Here is a 424-nt window from a genome sequence, read left to right on the forward strand (position 1 = left end):
TCGCGGATAAATTCGAAATCAATGGCAGCATCGACTTGACGGACCAAATGATTTTTAGGGACCAGCTCGTCAAGCGAGAGCGTTTCTGGCGGGAAAGTCTGGAGAGGGGGGATCTTAACATGGTGGCAAGCTCCGTTGAGTGAACGGAACTTAATTAAAACAAAATGCCGGATAAAAAACCAGCACTTTGTCAATAATCTGAGCCACCCGCATAGCGGGTGGTTTGCTCTAGCCCTATAAGGGCATATTACCGACTATATCGTAACGGAAAGGTGTTTTTCTTGGTATAACCCTTGATTTCCACCCGCATAGGGGGTGTCGCAAAAGGGTTGAGGTCACTTTTTCAAGCATCAAGTTAAATTCAATCACTGACTTTGGGCAGCCTGTTATTTGTATGGATAACAGGCTAAAAATAATCCCTAAT

Annotated in this window: 2 protein-coding genes; both read right to left on the bottom strand. The window is 44.6% G+C overall.

The features are described 5' to 3' along the window. On the bottom strand, positions 1-194 hold a 194-nt coding region (locus tag ACGF49_RS24915), incomplete at its 3' end, for a hypothetical protein (protein WP_387493441.1). Positions 195-234: 40 nt separating this feature from the next. Continuing rightward, on the bottom strand, positions 235-424 hold a 190-nt coding region (locus ACGF49_RS24920), incomplete at its 5' end, for a hypothetical protein (protein WP_387493439.1).

It is taken from the genome of Photorhabdus sp. RM96S (genome assembly GCF_042879335.1).
GTDB lineage: Bacteria > Pseudomonadota > Gammaproteobacteria > Enterobacterales > Enterobacteriaceae > Photorhabdus > Photorhabdus kayaii.